Annotated in this window: 14 protein-coding genes and 1 pseudogene; 6 read left to right on the top strand and 9 right to left on the bottom strand. The window is 63.9% G+C overall.

Annotated elements, in window-relative coordinates:
• Window positions 1–2 precede the first annotated feature (2 nt).
• Both murI and ACVISU_RS36640 read left to right on the top strand, forming a co-directional pair.
• Window positions 3–800, top strand: coding sequence for a glutamate racemase (gene murI / locus ACVISU_RS36645; protein WP_456710212.1), 798 nt, complete (start codon window positions 3–5; stop codon window positions 798–800).
• Between the two features lie 60 nt (window positions 801–860).
• Window positions 861–1637, top strand: coding sequence for an HpcH/HpaI aldolase family protein (locus ACVISU_RS36640; RefSeq protein ID WP_456710211.1), 777 nt, complete (start codon window positions 861–863; stop codon window positions 1635–1637).
• Between the two features lie 50 nt (window positions 1638–1687).
• On the opposite strand, the gene ACVISU_RS36635 is transcribed toward ACVISU_RS36640, so the two are convergent.
• From ACVISU_RS36635 to ACVISU_RS36595, 9 genes are all read right to left on the bottom strand, one after another.
• Complete coding sequence (locus tag ACVISU_RS36635) at window positions 1688–2713, bottom strand: SphA family protein (protein WP_456710210.1); 1026 nt, start codon at window positions 2711–2713, stop codon at window positions 1688–1690.
• 55 nt (window positions 2714–2768) lie between these two features.
• A complete protein-coding gene (locus ACVISU_RS36630; protein WP_456710209.1) occupies window positions 2769–3881 on the bottom strand; it encodes a substrate-binding periplasmic protein in 1113 nt (370 codons plus the stop codon).
• A gap of 11 nt (window positions 3882–3892) precedes the next feature.
• Window positions 3893–4924 (bottom strand): DUF1254 domain-containing protein, encoded by a 1032-nt coding sequence (locus ACVISU_RS36625; protein WP_456710208.1) that lies wholly within the window; start codon window positions 4922–4924, stop codon window positions 3893–3895.
• Between the two features lie 36 nt (window positions 4925–4960).
• The gene (locus ACVISU_RS36620) at window positions 4961–6349 is read right to left on the bottom strand and encodes a DUF1254 domain-containing protein (RefSeq protein WP_456710207.1); all 1389 of its coding nucleotides are present in this window, start codon (window positions 6347–6349) and stop codon (window positions 4961–4963) included.
• 24 nt (window positions 6350–6373) lie between these two features.
• Window positions 6374–7315: an HlyD family secretion protein gene (locus ACVISU_RS36615; RefSeq protein ID WP_456710206.1), complete on the bottom strand. Its 942-nt coding sequence runs from the start codon at window positions 7313–7315 to the stop codon at window positions 6374–6376.
• On the bottom strand, window positions 7315–7557 hold the full coding sequence (locus tag ACVISU_RS36610; protein ID WP_050401988.1) for a DUF3302 domain-containing protein: 243 nt from the start codon (window positions 7555–7557) through the stop codon (window positions 7315–7317). Before ACVISU_RS36610 ends, ACVISU_RS36615 begins: the two co-directional genes overlap by 1 nt.
• Window positions 7554–8564, bottom strand: a complete 1011-nt coding sequence (locus ACVISU_RS36605) for an HAD family hydrolase (protein ID WP_456710205.1) — start codon at window positions 8562–8564, stop codon at window positions 7554–7556. The genes ACVISU_RS36610 and ACVISU_RS36605 overlap by 4 nt, the downstream gene beginning before the upstream one ends.
• Before the next feature lie 108 nt (window positions 8565–8672).
• Entirely contained in the window at window positions 8673–10475 is a 1803-nt protein-coding gene (locus tag ACVISU_RS36600) for an arylsulfatase (protein ID WP_456710204.1), read from the bottom strand.
• A 27-nt stretch (window positions 10476–10502) separates the two neighbouring features.
• Window positions 10503–11504 carry a formylglycine-generating enzyme family protein gene (locus tag ACVISU_RS36595; RefSeq protein WP_456710203.1) on the bottom strand — a complete coding sequence of 334 codons (1002 nt, stop codon included), beginning with the start codon at window positions 11502–11504 and terminating at the stop codon, window positions 10503–10505.
• Window positions 11505–12077: 573 nt separating this feature from the next.
• Between ACVISU_RS36595 and ACVISU_RS36590 the strand changes: the two genes are divergently transcribed.
• From ACVISU_RS36590 to ACVISU_RS36575, 4 genes and pseudogenes are all read left to right on the top strand, one after another.
• Window positions 12078–12461 carry a cupin domain-containing protein gene (locus tag ACVISU_RS36590; RefSeq protein WP_456710202.1) on the top strand — a complete coding sequence of 128 codons (384 nt, stop codon included), beginning with the start codon at window positions 12078–12080 and terminating at the stop codon, window positions 12459–12461.
• Between the two features lie 24 nt (window positions 12462–12485).
• A pseudogene (locus tag ACVISU_RS36585) lies at window positions 12486–12752 on the top strand (acyltransferase); the annotation flags it as partial.
• A gap of 268 nt (window positions 12753–13020) precedes the next feature.
• Window positions 13021–13638 (top strand): 30S ribosomal protein S4, encoded by a 618-nt coding sequence (gene rpsD / locus ACVISU_RS36580; RefSeq protein WP_050401993.1) that lies wholly within the window; start codon window positions 13021–13023, stop codon window positions 13636–13638.
• 92 nt (window positions 13639–13730) lie between these two features.
• Window positions 13731–14798, top strand: a complete 1068-nt coding sequence (locus ACVISU_RS36575) for a threonine aldolase family protein (protein ID WP_456710201.1) — start codon at window positions 13731–13733, stop codon at window positions 14796–14798.
• Window positions 14799–14853: the final 55 nt, after the last annotated feature.

The raw sequence follows: 14853 nt of genomic DNA, 5'->3' as shown, positions 1-14853 counted from the left end.
GCGTGTCCACTCCCCCGACCATCCTCGTGTTCGATTCCGGCCTCGGCGGTCTCACCGTGCTGCGCGAGATCGTCCGCGCCCGGCCCGACGCGCACTATGTCTATGTCGCCGACGACGCGTTCTTCCCCTATGGCCACCATACCGAGGACGAGATCATTGCCCGGGTGGTGCCGCTGGTCGGCGAGCTGATCGAGGCCCACGCGCCCGACCTCGTCGTGATCGCGTGCAACACGGCATCGACCCTGGTCATGTCGCATCTGCGCGACGCCTATCCTTTGCCCTTCGTCGGCACGGTGCCGGCGATCAAGCCGGCCTGCGCCTCGTCGAAGACACGGCGGGTCTCGGTGCTCGGCACCAGAGGCACCGTGAAACGGGAATATACCCGCAAGCTGATCTCGGATTTCGCGCAGGGCTGCGAGGTGACGCTGGTCGGCTCCGGCGAGCTCGCCTCGCTGGCGGAAGCCGCCCTCAGCGGCGAGAGGGTGCGCGATGAGGAGCTCGTGGCCGAGCTTGCGCCCTGCTTCGTCGGCGAAGGCGCCCATGACCCGGACCGCACCGACACCGTGGTGCTCGCCTGCACGCATTATCCGCTGCTGCTGGAACGCCTGACGCGGCTGGCGCCCTGGCCGGTCGACTGGATCGATCCGGCGCCGGCGATCGCCCGCCGCGTCGCCGATTTGCTTGGCCCTGCCGGCACGGACAGCGACGAGGCCGGCGCCGAGATGATCTTCACCTCGAAGCGCCCGCACAGACTGACCGAGGCGCTGATGCCTTTCTTCGGCGGCCGCGTTCCGGCCTGATGCTTTCCGGCGTCACCCTGTACTGCTAGCTTCCCCTCGCCTCATCGAGGGAGCACTGCATTGACATCAGCACCGCTGACGCCGCTCAACCGCCTGCGCCAGGCATGGCGCGACCGGCGCCCGACCTTCGGCGCGATCGCGACCATTCCGAGCATCCAGACCGTGCAGATCATGGCACAGTCCCTGGATTGGATCATCGTCGATCTCGAGCACGGCCCGATCGATCTGGGCACCGCGCATGCGATGATCGTGGCAACCTCAGGCACGCCGTGCGTGCCGATGGTGCGGATCGCAGCCAACGAGCCGCACCTGGCCAAGGCGCCGATGGATATCGGTGCGCTCGGCATCAACTTTCCGATGATCTGCAACGCAAGCGATGCAACGAAGGCGGTGCGCAGCGTGCGCTACCCGCCGAACGGCGACCGGCTCTGGGGCCCGTTCCACGCGCCGTTCCGCTGGGGTGTCTCGATGAACGACTACATGGCGACCGCCGACGACGACATGATCTGCATGATCACGATCGAGCATGTCGATGCCGTGAACCGCATCGACGAGATCATGGCGACGCCCGGCATCGACCTCGCGGTGATCGGCCCCGGCGATCTCGCCACCTCGATCAACAAGCGCGGCCTGCCCGACGATCCCGAGGTGGTCGCTTTGATGCATCGCGCCGAGCAAGGCATCATGAAGAGCGGCGTGCCGATCGGCGGCGTCGCGCGCACCGCCGAGCAGGCCAATGCGATGATCGACCGCGGCTACCTCGCGCTCGCGCTCGGCTTCGACTGGTCGCTGTTCCAGCGCGGCATCGCGGCTGCGTTCGCCGGGATCAGGCGGTAAGGCGTCAGGTGGGTTTAGGGCGCTCGGCAATCCCGTGCCGGGCGCTCTGCTCAATATTTCCGTACGATCGGCTTCGTCGGTGTGGTCGTGGGCGCGGCCGGCGAAAGTTGGAACGTCACCCAGGTGGACCATCCCTCCGCACGATTCTCGGCGGCGAAATCCTTGTAGCCTCTCAGGTTGAGATAGCCCTGATAGCCCTCGGCGACCGGAAAGATGAACCCGACCTGCGGGCCGATACCGGCGACACGTCCCTTGAAATCGCCGAGCTTGGCGCCGGCGCCGCTGTCGCCGGTGATCTGCTGAAAATAGTAGCCGGCAACACCGACATGCACATTCTTTTCGACGAACTTCGACATTCCCCAATCGACATGAAAGTCGATGCCGTTCTGGTACTGAAGATCCTTGTTCATGCCATTGTAGGTGACGCCCGCCAGCACGGAGAACTCCTGGCCGGATGCCGGATTGAGATAGGTGTAGGCGCCGCCGACGTCGATCGCGGTGAATCCGAAGCTGAGATTGGCGAGGCGGCTGCTGTCATAGGTTCCGCTCGGGATGTTGCCGAAGATGTAGACCATCTCGTTGTTGACGCCCTGATTCCATTTCAGGGTGCCCTGATAGAACACGTCCGACACCGTCGTGCGGTTGTCGGTCGCTGTGCCCGAGAGCGTGTTGCCGCGCGGCCCGGTCAGCGTCGCGTCGACGCCGACACCGATATTTCCGGGTGCGGCGAGGAAGGTGATGGCCGCCTGTCCGCCAAGCACCGACTGAGCCCATGTATAGGTGAAGCCTTCCACCAATGCGTCCGCACGGGCGTTGAGGCCGGCGACGACGGATCCGGGCACGCGGTTGCCGATGACGAAATTCTTTCCCGCGTTGGCGCTTTGGTCGAGGTGGATGTAGATCGTCTCATAGGCCCAGCCGGGCATCGCCGGCGCCGCCGTCAGGCTCGCGAACGCGCCGGGGAGCCAGAAGCTCAATCCACCGGCGTCGGCCAACGCCGTGCGCGGCGCTGCCACCCATGCGATTGCGCACAACGGCGCGATCACCATCATCCTGCCGGGTCCGATAGTCCCCATAGCTACCTCCCGCTTCCATCTGCCTTCACCGGTTCGGTCCGCTCCGATGCGAACCTCAATTTGTCTGCCCCAGATAGCGGAACAGCACATCCTTCCACCAATCCGATTGCCCCGCTTCCAGCAGCGCGATGTTGAGCCGCTTGCGCAAGACGCGGTCTTCCCGCAACGCGATGGCATAACTCTGCGGCTCGAAGGTCACATCGGTGAGTTCGGCCGACAGGCTGCCCTGCCGGATCATCCAGGCGAGGATCGGCCGGTCATAGGCGAGCGCATCGATGCGGCCCTGCTGCAGCGCCTGGAAGCCCTGCGCGGCCGAGGCAACCCCGTGGTGCTTGACGCGCATCCGCGACAGCGCTTCCTCGGTCGCCGTCCCCTGCACCACACCGACGCGGACCGCCGAGAGATCGCCGATCGAATTGACCGCGCCGTGCAGCCGCTTGGTCGTCAGCGCGGAGGTGATGCCGGCGGTGAATACCGCGATCGCGATGACGGATACGATCATCCACACCACCGCGACGATGCGGCCGGGCAGCGTGATCGGCGCGGCACCGCCGACCACGCGCTGGGTCATGGTATGGGTCGACCACAGCACGCCGGAGCTCAGGCCATGCGCCAGCCCGCGGCCGAACCCCTCGTTGGAATTGTGTTCGAACATCCAGATCAGCAGCCCGGCAAGGATGGCGAGGCCGAGCAGCGCCAGCGCCGCCTGCACGAAGCCAAAGGACGCGATCGAGCGGATCACCGGCATCCAGTTGGCGACGTGGTCGGTCTGCACCGCGACCCCGGTTCCCGTCTGGAAATAGGGCAACGTGAAATCGACCTGCTTCTCGCGCGCCGGTGTCACCGTGATCGCCGCCACCGCGACGTCGAACTTGCCGGCCTGCAGCCCATCGAGCAACGCTGTCACGGACGAGGCTTCGACGAAGCGGTAGCGCAGCTTTAGCTGATCCGCGAGCTTGCGCCACAGCTCGATGCTGATGCCGCTCCATTCGCCGTTGTCATTCTTGATCGCAAAGGGCGGCGCCTCCTTGGTGCCGACCATGAGCTCGCGGACGGATGATTCATCCTGAGCGCTGGCCGGCCTCGCCGCGGGCAGGATCACGGCGAGGAGTAGCGCGGCGATGGCCAGCGCCGCTGCCGTTACCGATGATCGTGGCCTGCGGATCATGTACGCTCCCTTCAATTAACCGCCTGCGCCTCCGGGAATTTCCATTTGCCGCTCAGGATTTCAGCACGCGGCCGGTAGAGCCGGACCGTGTAGTTCCAGCCCTCAGTGATTGGCAGGCAGTTGGGAATCTTGCCGTCGCAGCCACCGAACTGAACCGCAATGGAGCCGTCGGGGCCCTTCCTGCCGGTGATGTCGTTCAGCGTGTAGGCGTCGTAGGCGTTCTTCTCGAAATATCCCTTGGCGTTGTAGACGCTGATCGACCAGAACGCGTCGACTGGAACATCCTTGACGGTCAGCTTGTAGACCGTCGTGCCGTCATTCTTGGCGGGCGTGATGTTCAGGTAAGTCGCATCCTTGTCCGGATTGCCTCCCCAGCCCGCGGCAGTGCCGATCAGATGCCGGACAGGATCGACCTGCTCCTTCGTGCCAAACGCGCGCTTGAAGTCGGGGATCGTGGTCGCGAGAACCAGAAGCGCGTCACGAACCTTCTTCTGGCTCTCCGGGTCCCAGCTCGGCAGCTCGAGCTTGCCTGCGCTTTTTTGGCTGACCTTGATGGCATCTTGAAGCTTATGAACCTGCTCAACATCCTTGGGATCGATCGGATCGACCAGCGTGCGTACGGCGACCGCGACATAGCGCGTGCCAGCCTTGGTCCGCGTAACGGTCCGGGTGCCAGCGCCGTAGTCGACCTCCACCACATAATGATCCTGGTTGATCACCTGCATCGACATGAAACGCTTGCCGGCCTCGGGCATCGTGATCGTCACCGGTCCTGCGTCGAGATCGAACACCGCGCCGGAATACAGCGTGTCGCGGTTCAGACGTATGACGCTCTGGTCATCGAGCGGGGCCGGTTCGCGGCGATGGTTGAACTCGGCGAAACCCTTGCCCTTGGCAATGTTGCCCAGATACAGGTCCGACTCGGCGCGGATGAAATTGTCGACGGTGACCGGCATGGCACCGCCCGTCGCAGACTGCGCCTGAACCGCGGAAATTCCGGCGGCCATGATGGCAGCAGCAAGAACGATGTACCGAATGGTCATGAATTCATTTCCCTTGTCGTTTTCTGGCGTCTGCATCTAGTTGACCTTCTTCAGCGGCGGCGCCTTCCACTTGCCCTGCAAGGCCTCCGGCTTCGGCCAATAGAGCCGCATCGCCATGAAGAACGGCCCCCTGGGCGCGGGCAGCCAGTTCGATTCCTTGTCCTTGCCTGGCGACTCGCTCTGCACGACCAGCGTAATGCCGCCGTCGGCATCGCGCTTGAGGTCCGGGAGCATTGGCGAATTGATCAGGTAACGATTCAACGGATTGGCGTAGAGCAGGCTCGACGGCAGTTCGTAGAGCGTCAACGACCAGAACGCCCGGACCGGGGGTAGTTGCCCGGGCGCAAACCGCAGCGCATAACGGTTCGTGCCTTCGAGCTTCTGCTTGTCGGCATCGATGAAATAGACCGGATAGGTCGCTTCATCCTTTGAATTGCCGTAGATGCCGAGCACCGCGGCGGACATCCGTGCCAGATAGTCACCCTTCAGGGCAGCCCGCGTGCCGAATCCGTCCGCGCTGGTTTTCTTTCCGGTGTCGAGCTGGGTTTCCTTGTACGCGGCAAAGGCCTTCCAGGCCTCGGCCATGCCATCCTGAAGCGCCTTGCGCATCTCCGGCGACAGCGCGGCGGCATCGAACTTCTTTCCTGCCCCAACACCGATCCTGGCAAAGCGCGCCATCAGCGCCTTTTCGACCGGATTCGTCGGACAGAACTGAAGAATGAAATTCAGCTCGTTGAAGAACTCCAGCGAGGTCCGCTCCGGTTCCGGGGACAACGGCTTGACGAAATCGATTGTCGGCGCCGCGGCAGGCGCCTGCTTGCCGAGGAATGCCGACAGGGGTTGCACCTTGTAGCCCGCCTGAACCTTCTTCACGTTGTCGATGTCGGCGGGACTGAACAGCTGCGTGCGATACAGCACGAATGCAAATTCGGTCTCCGAACGGATGACCTGCTTGATCCCCTTCGGCTTCTCGCCGTTCCAGCCCGGCCCGGCCAACAGATAGTTGCCGGCGCCGTTGCCGGTCGCCCGGCTTCCGACATAGGCAAAGTTGAACGTGTACATGTCGATGAATTGCAGCGAATAGTAGCGCCCCTTCTCGACCTCCGGCACTGTGAACACCAGCGGCTCGGCGCGCAAATCGGCGCCCACATAGGAATAGGGCGTGTCGGAGTTCGGCGTCTGGATCGACTTGTCGTCGGGCGTATAGACGCGGGCGTTATTGACGAGCGTATTCCAGCCCGCCTTGAACTCAGGCGAGTTGCGATCGACGAAATAGGAATACTGGACGCGATAACTGTCCACCAGCGGGAAGCCGTAGACATAGGCATCTTTTGCGATCGCGCGCGCCTCGTCCGGCGTCGTCTGAGCGCCCGCGGGCGTCAGCGCCGACGCCAGGACGAGAGTGACAATCGCTAACTTCCTCATGACGGCCCCTTGCAATGGATGCACCTAGAACGGATTCACATAGTTGACGATCGCGAGCTGGCGCAGGATCACGCGCCGCACGACGTGCGTAGGCTTCAGATGATCGGTGTAGATCGCGGCCGTGCCGGTCGAGCCGGCGGGCAGGCGGCTGGCGAAGGCGGCATCGTCGAGCCTGACGCGCACGACGAACGGCACCGCCTCGATCGCCTTCGGCGCGACGGCCGTGCCCGAGGTCGTGGCCTGGCCGGACGCCACCGCCTGCAACACGCTTTCGACCTTGCCGGAATAGATCTGCCCGGGCGCGAACTTGAAAGTCACCTCGACCTCCTGCCCCTGCGCGACATAGCGCGCGTCGATCTGGTTGATCTCGACGCCGATGATGGTGTTCGAGGTGTCGATGAACGCCATCACCGGCGACAGCGGCAGGTTCGCCACCCGTGCGCCCTTGCGCAGCGCGACGTTGGTGACGTAGCCGTCGGCCGGCGCACGCACCGTCGTCTTGTCGCTGTTCCACTGCGCAGCCTCGAGCTGGCCGCTGAGCTGATCGACCTCGGACTGGCGCTGCTCGACGTCGAAGCCGCGCCCCGCATCGCGCTCATAGAGCGTCGTCATCTGCGCAAGCCGGGTCTTCGACAGCTTGAGCTGGGCCGTGATCGCCTTGACCTGCGCATCATAGGGGGTCGGATCGATCTTGAAGAGGATGTCACCGGCCTTCAGCGGCGCGTTGGCCGCGACGGGCACCTCGGTCACCTCGCCGGCGACGTCGGGCACGATCGACACCGCATTGCGCACCACCAGCGCGGAGCCCTGCGGCGCGCCCCAGCCCATCGGCACCAAGAGGCCGAACAGCAGCAGCACCAGCACGATGAACGGCGACGCCTTCCAGAACAGGTTGAAGCGCACGATCTTGAAGTGCACCAGCAGGAACAGCAGCACCAGATAAGTGTTGAAGATCGCGACACCCATCACGCGTCTCCCGCACGGCGCGGCGCCGGCACATCGACATAAGCCCAGACGAACGCGATCGGCCACAGCGCGAAGCCGCAGATCAGGGTGATCCAGCCGGCGACTGTCACCGCCTGCGCATAGGGATGGTTGCGGGATTTCGCGATATGCCCGGGCAGCCAGCCCGCAATGCAGAACACGCCGATCGCGCTGGCGACCAGGATGACGAGCACGATCCAGGCGAAGATGTCGTAGCCGCTCATGGCTTCGCCTCCTTCGCGGCACCGGCCGTGGTCAGGGGCGGAAAGACCTCCTTCCAGTCCTGCTTCATGTCGACCACGGTCCAGCCGCCCGCAGCGGCTGCATCGAGCGCCTTGTCGAGCTTGCCGATCTTCGATTGCCGGTCGTAGGCGTACTCTCGAACCTCGTCGGTGTGATGCACGATGCCTGCGAAGCGCGCGCCCGGACCCGCGGCGGTCCATTGCAGCATCTGCAGATCGCCATCCGAGTTGCCGAAAGCGAAGATCGGGCGGCGGCCGATGAAGCGATTGATTCCGACCGGCTTGCCGGGGCCGTCATCGATGAACTCGACCTTGGCCTCCTTGATCAGCGCTGGCTTGCCATCGGCACCGATCTGGAATTTGACCACGCCGGAGGAGCCGACCACCTGCTCCGGCGGGATGCCGTAGACCCGTTCCATCCAAGGCCGCATGAACTCGACGCCGCCACCGGAGACGACAAAGGTCTTGAAGCCGTTGGCCCTGAGATAGGCCAGCAGTTCCAGCATCGGCTGATAGACCAGACTGTCATAGGGACGGTCGAAGCGCGGATGCCTTGCGGTGGCGAGCCAGTCATGCACCGAGGCCGCGAACGCATCGGTGGTCATGCCGGCATGCGTCGCCGCGATGATCTGAAGCAGGCCCTTCTCGCCGGTGGCGGCCAGCGCCTTGCTATCGCCTTCCAGAAGCGCCCTGAACGGTTGCCGGGTCTTCCAGTCCGGGTGCTCCGCCGCCATCGCCCTCACCCGATCGAGCGCGAAGGCGAGCTGGAAATAGACCGGCTGCTCGGTCCACAGCGTGCCGTCATTATCGAAGGTGGCGATCCGCTCGGCCGGCGGCACGAAGTCCGTGCCGCCTTGCGTCGTCACCCGCGCGACGAAATCGACAATCGCCTTTTTCGCCGCGCCGTCGTTCCAGGATGGCAGCGGCTCGGCCTGCGCGAAAGCCGCGCTAAGCGGAATGGCGCCGCAGTCGAGCACAAGCAGGACCATCAAGAGCGTTCGCCGAACAAGGCTAGCGAGCCGGACCAACATGATTTCAACTGCGTTACGATTGAGACCGAAGTGACCGGCCCTCCGGAGCAAGGGCCGGTCACGGCGTCACTGATTTTGGAGCTGCTGCCGGATGATCCTGTTAAGTTCGGCGCGAACCTTCCCTACATCCATTCCCTCAGACAGCGCCTTCTTCTGCTTGAGCCCGTCCATCATGCTTTCCATGATGTTGGCCGGATTGAAGCTTGGCGGGAACGAACGCGGCGGGAACTCTTTAAACGTCGCGACAAACTGGAACACCTCCTCCATCATCCCGTAGGCACCGCCGACGTGATTCAGATTCCAATCCCAGAAGGTGTTGGAGGTGATATCGGCCCGTTCAAACGGATCCTGCATCAGATTGAATATCTTCTGCAGGCGAAGCGTGGTAAATGGCTCGGCCCACAGCCCCATCGTTCCTTCCTTGCGTTGCTCGGAGAAGACGTATTTGTAGTCACCCTGCCTGAAGCACACGAGCAGGCCATCGTCGTCCGAGTAGAAGAATTTGTCGCGGGCGCTCTTGGTGCCATTGTTGTTGGCAGCCGATCCGCTCACATTGCGGAGGAATGCGGACTGGTCGTAGCCGTCGAGATGGACCTTGTAGTTGATGCCGTTGGCGGTGTAGCCCGCCTTCAGCTTGCTGACGATGTCGGGCTCGCCGGCGATCGCGCAGAACGTCGGAATCCAGTCGTTGTGGCTCATCAGCTCGTTGGTCACGGTGCCAGGCTTGATCGCTGCGGGCCAGCGAACCAGGCAGGGCACGCGGAAAGCACCTTCCCAATTGGTGTTCTTCTCGGATCGGAACCAGGTCATGGCACCGTCGGGCCAGGTGTTCATGTGAGGCCCGTTGTCGCTCGAATAGACCACGATGGTGTCGTTCGCGATTCCCAGGTCATCGAGCGTCTTGAGCAGCGAACCGACGATGTCGTCGTGCTCCATCATGCCGTCGATATATTCGCTGTCGCCATGGGTATAGCGCCCGCGATGGTCCTGCCGGACATGCGTACGCAGGTGCATGCGCGTTGAGTTGAACCAGCAGAAGAACGGTTTTCCGGCGCTCTGCTGCCGCTTCATGAAGTCGATCGCCGCCGCCGAGGTCTCGTCGTCGATCGTCTCCATCCGCTTCTTCGTCAGCGCGCCGGTGTCCTCGATGGTCTGCTTGCCGATCTTGCCGAAGCGCGGATCCTCGGTGGGGTCGTCGCGATCCGTTGCCTTGCAACGCAAAACACCGCGTGGCCCGAACTTGGCGCGGTATGCCGGGTCCTTGGGATAGTCCGGTAGCTCCGGCTCTTCCTCGGCGTTGAGGTGATAGAGGTTGCCGAAGAACTCGTCGAAGCCGTTGACCGTCGGCAGCGACTCGTTGCGGTCGCCGACATGGTTCTTGCCGAACTGGCCGGTGGCATAGCCCAGATTCTTGAGCAGGCCACCGACGGATGGATCGAGCTGGCTCATGCCCATCGGCGCGCCGGGATAGCCGACCTTGCTCAACCCGGACCGGATGATGTGCTGACCGGTGAGAAATGCCGAGCGACCGGCGGTGCATGATTGCTCGCCGTAATAGTGCTGGAACTTGATGCCCTCGCGTCCGATGCGATCGATGTTCGGGGTCTCATACCCCATCAATCCATTCGAGTAGGCGCTGATGTTCGCGATGCCGATGTCATCGCCCCAGATCACCAGGATATTGGGCTTGCGGCCGGATGGAGCGGCGGGTGCCGAGCTTGTGGCCGGCGCGGCCTTTTGCGTTTGCGCCAGCGCTTCGGAGGTCAATGTCGCTGCTGCCACAAGCGTCGATGTACCCAGCAACAGGTTGCGGCGGTCGATCGCCTGGTTCTTGACGGTCTGCTTGTTGTTGTCGGCGTCGTTGCTCATAGCAAACTCCCTACATTGCAAAGGCCTTCAGTCCGGTGGGTGAGTGACGGCAGCGGGTCGCCGCACCACGCAGCGGAAGCCGACATGGCTGGTCGAGGTATCGACCGGCTCGGCATGGCGCGCGGCCGGGCGGTAGCGGCGGCAGTAGTTCGGCGCACAGAGATGCGAGCCGCCCTTCAGGACCTTGCGGGGAATTTTGATCGACGGCTGGGCGGCGTCGTAACTCGCCTCCTCGCGGCCGCCGCGCGGATTCCGCGGAATGCAGCAGGGTTTTGCGACGTCAGGTTCATGGCGTGCGGACCACCAGTCGGCGGTCCACTCCCAGACATTGCCGATCATGTCGTAGAGGCCGTAACCGTTCGGCGGGAACGCGGTGACAGGCGAAGTGCGGTCGAAACCGTCCTCGCAGAGATTTTGCAGTGGGAAATTGCCCTGCCAGGTGTTGGCCATGTGCCTGCCGCCGGGCGTCAGGGCATTGCCCCAGGCAAATTCCTCGTCTTCAAGGCCGCCGCGCGCTGCGAACTCCCACTCGGCTTCGGTCGCAAGCTCCTTGCCGGCCCATTTGGCGTAGGCGAGCGCGTCGGCATAGGCGACGTGGACCACCGGATGGCTGCCGAGCACGTTGATGTTGCTGCGCGGGCCGTAGGGGCGACGCCAGTTGGCGCCGCGCATGAAGGTCCACCATTGGCTCCAATCGCGGAGCGTCGTGACCCGATGCGGTGGACAAAACACCAGCGAGCCGGCGTACAGCATGTCGGGCAGCGCGCCCGGATATTGCGCCGGATCGGGCGGCTGTTCGGCGACTGTGATGTGGCCGGTGTCGCGCACGAATTCGCGGAATTGCGCGTTGGTCACCGGCGTGCGGTCGATCCAGAAGCCATCGACCAACGCCCGGTGCGACGGTGCCTCCTCGGGATAGTGGTGATCGGAGCCCATGCGGAACGTGCCGCCGGGAATCCAGACCATGTCATCGGTCTCGATGCCGTCGTGCGGCTGCGACTCAGCGGAGGTGTTCTCTGCGCGGAACATGCCAGTGCACCTGTCCGCGCACTACCGTGGGCGTTGGTGGCCGAACATCGTGCTGGATTGCATTGTCACGCGCCCTTCCATTTTTGGGTGCCGCTCGTCTCGGCGGCGTTGATTGCGTCAGGCAGTCTTCCTCATCCACTCCGTTGTTATTCGTGCGCGCGTCCATATGCGCAGCCGCTCCCGCGGCGCGTGATCCGTCGCATCGAACGTCGTCACGAGCTATTTCGCTTTGAGATTCAAATGATAGCGCAACATGCCCAGCGTGTAATGTGCAATTTGTGCCAACCTCAACCCCAGGGCGAGCAGCCTTAACGAACGATGTCGCAATTCAGGTCAATCCGATGCCGTGTTCCTGATTGTCTTCGCAAAAACGATCAAAATTCGCTCGTTTGCGAGTCCTCTCCACGCGATCGCACTGCGCATCAGACCAATTGAGGCACGATGTCGCAGGGGCAGGCCTGCGCGCTATCGGATGAACGGACTAATCTCGATGTCGGAAGCCTACATCACACATCCTGTGCTTTTCGCCGCGATTCCGCGCTGCTAGACTTCCGCCGGTTGGGGAGGAAATGCATGTTCAGGAAATTGCTGCTTGGTCTCACCGTGATTGCCCTTGCCGGCGCTGCCGTTGCGCAGCAGAGCGGCATCAAGCGGACGCCGCTGCAGAAGGTCGATTTCCCGGCGGGCTACAACACGGTCACGGCGATTGCCGAGGTTCCAGCCGGGGGTGCGTCGGGTCGTCACACCCATCCGGGCGCCGAAACCGGCTATGTGCTCGAAGGCGAGCTGGAGCTTCTGATCGACGGCAAGCCGCCGTTGAAGCTGAAAGCAGGCGATTCCTACCAGATTCCGGAAGGTGCGGTGCACGACGCCAAGACCTCCGGCGACAAGCCCCTCAGGGTGCTGGGGGTCTATGTGGTCAAGGCCGGCGAGCCCCTGGCCAAGCCGGCGCCGTGAGCCGAGCCCGTTGGCGTCGGATCAGCTGGTTCATTGCCGGCTTCAGGTGCGGCGGGCGAGCTGCACGCGCTGAGCCCGGGGCCGTTCCTGCTGAGCTATGGCGTGATCAAGCCTGACCACACCGTCGATGTGGTGCTGCGCTGGGACCATCTGGTCTGCGATGCCGCCCTGATCGCCCGGACCCTGACCCGGCTGGAGCAGGTGCTCGGCGGCGAAATCGCCGCGGAATTGGCCGCGATCCGGCCGCAACTCGACACCCGGCCGGTCCGGGCGGCCGGAATCCTGCTCTGAGCGGCGAAACCGGCCGATTTTGGCGCCGATTCGGTCCAAAGCGGCCCGTGTTTTGTTTGACAGGACCGGACTTTCTCCTTAAGACCACCCTTGCTCGCGGGCCGTTTTCGGCCCGCGATGCGTTTCGCGACCCGTGGTTCTCCCCGAGCTTTCGAGGCGGACCTGTCGGTACGGGCCTTTTGGCCGGTACACAGGAGGGCGCGTCTCCTCAAACCCTAGACTGACAAAACGCCGGTCGCCGAATGCGACGGCTATCAAAGAGGACGCGATGACAAAGCGCAGTGAGGCGAAGTACAAGATCGATCGCCGCATGGGCCAAAATATCTGGGGCCGCCCGAAGAGCCCCGTGAACCGCCGCGAATACGGCCCCGGCCAGCACGGCCAGCGCCGCAAGGGCAAGCTCTCCGACTTCGGCGTGCAGCTCCGCGCCAAGCAGAAGCTCAAGGGTTACTACGCCAACATTTCCGAGCGCCAGTTCCACGGCATCTATGTCGAGGCCAGCCGCCTGAAGGGCGACACCGGCGAGAACCTGATCGGCCTGCTCGAGCGCCGTCTCGACACCGTGGTCTATCGCGCCAAGTTCGTCGCCACGATGTTCGCCGCGCGCCAGTTCATCAACCACGGCCACGTCAAGGTGAACGGCCGCAAGGTCAACATCGGCAGCTACAAGCTGAAGGTCGGCGACGTCATCGAGGTCAAGGAAGCCTCCAAGCAGCTCACCCCGGTGCTGGAAGCCGCCCAGCTGCCCGAGCGCGACCTGCCCGACTTCCTCGAAGTCGATCATGGCAAGATGACCGCGAAGTTCGTCCGCATCCCGGCGCTCGGCGACGTGCCGTTCCCGGTGCAGATGGAGCCGCATCTGATCGTCGAATTCTATTCGCGCTGATCACAGCACGCATGCGAGATTCGAAAGGCCCCGGTTTTGCCGGGGCCTTTTTGTTTGGCTAAAGTCGGCGCATCTCGACCGAGAGAAACATCATGCACTACACCCCCGCCCGGCCCGATCCGACGGCGCCTGCCGTCCGTATCAACCTGCTGTCGGACACACAGACCAAGCCGACGCCGGCGATGCGCGAGGCGATGGCGAGGGCTGAGGTCGGCGACGAGCAGGTGGGCGACGATCCGACCACCAATGAGCTAAACGCCCGCGTCGCCGATCTGCTCGGCAAGGAAGCCGCCGTCTTCATGCCGTCGGGCACGATGTGCAACGTCGCGGCCACGCTGGCCACTTGCCGCCCCGGCGACGAGATCCTGGCGCATGCGACCGCGCATATCATCGCGCGCGAGGGCGGCGCGCATGCCGCGCTCGGCGGCTTCCAGATCACGCAGCTACACGGCGACGACGGCCAGTTCACGCCGGAGACGTTCCGCGCCGCGCTGCATCCGCGCACCCGCTACCAGCCGCCGCAGGTACTCGTCAGCGTCGAGCAGACCGCCAATATCGGCGGCGGCACGATCTGGAAGAAGGCCGCGCTGGACGAGGTCGTGCGCATCGCCAAGGACCACGGGCTTGCGACTCATATGGACGGTGCGCGGCTGCTGAACGCGACGGTCGTCTCCGGCATCTCGCCGCGCGACATGACGGCGGGCTGGGATTCGGCCTGGATCGATTTCTCCAAGGGACTCGGTGCGCCGATCGGCGGCGTCATCGCCGGCACCCGCGCCTTCATCGACGACGTCTGGCGCTGGAAGCAGCGGCTCGGCGGTTCGATGCGGCAGTCCGGCGTCTGCGCCGCCGCCTGCATCTACGCGCTCGATCACCATGTCGACCGCCTCGCCGACGATCATGCCAATGCACGGGCGCTGGCGCGCGGGCTGGCGCAGATCAACGGCATCGCGGTGCAGACGCCCGAGACCAACCTCGTGTTCTTCAAGCCCGACGGCGCCGGTGTATCAGGTGACAAGATGATCGCCGAGCTGCGCAAGCGCGGTGTGACGCTGGCGATGATGGACGGCCGGATCAGGGCCTGCACGCATCTCGATGTCACCGCAGCGATGATCGAGGAAGCGATCGGCCACGTCAGGGACATCGTGCGCGGGGCGTAAGTCCGGCTGTAGATTGTAGCCCGGATGCAGCGCAGCGTAATCCGGGGCTATTGGC

The organism is Bradyrhizobium sp. USDA 4452 (genome assembly GCF_054063575.1).
This window is presented reverse-complemented; position numbering and strand designations above follow the sequence as displayed.